This is a genomic window from Bacillus sp. SIMBA_074, from assembly GCF_046534555.1.
GTDB lineage: Bacteria > Bacillota > Bacilli > Bacillales > Bacillaceae_G > Bacillus_A > Bacillus_A mycoides.
Genome location: NZ_JAWRYM010001333.1, coordinates 1 through 231 on the forward strand (window position 1 = coordinate 1; position 231 = coordinate 231).

Below are 231 nucleotides of genomic sequence, written 5' to 3' on the forward strand. Positions count from 1 at the left end.
TGAGCTGCGTCATCATTTAGGGAGACTACCGTTTTCTTTCCTTTCAGGTTCGTTTCTGCTTCTTGCATGGGCAGCGCATCGAGGTCCGCTCGCAGGATTAACGATTTGCCCTCCTGCTCACCGCAGATCGTCCCGATGATGCCTCCGTTTGGAACGATTTCATACGTGATTCCCAGCTTCTCCAATTCATCTGTAACGACTTTCATGGTGCGCACTTCCTGCATACCGATT

1 pseudogene is annotated in these 231 nt (G+C 50.6%); it reads right to left on the reverse strand.

The window, feature by feature from the left end:
• Positions 1-206, reverse strand: a pseudogene (locus tag SB773_RS35025) (hypothetical protein); the annotation flags it as partial.
• Between the last annotated feature and the right edge of the window lie 25 nt (positions 207-231).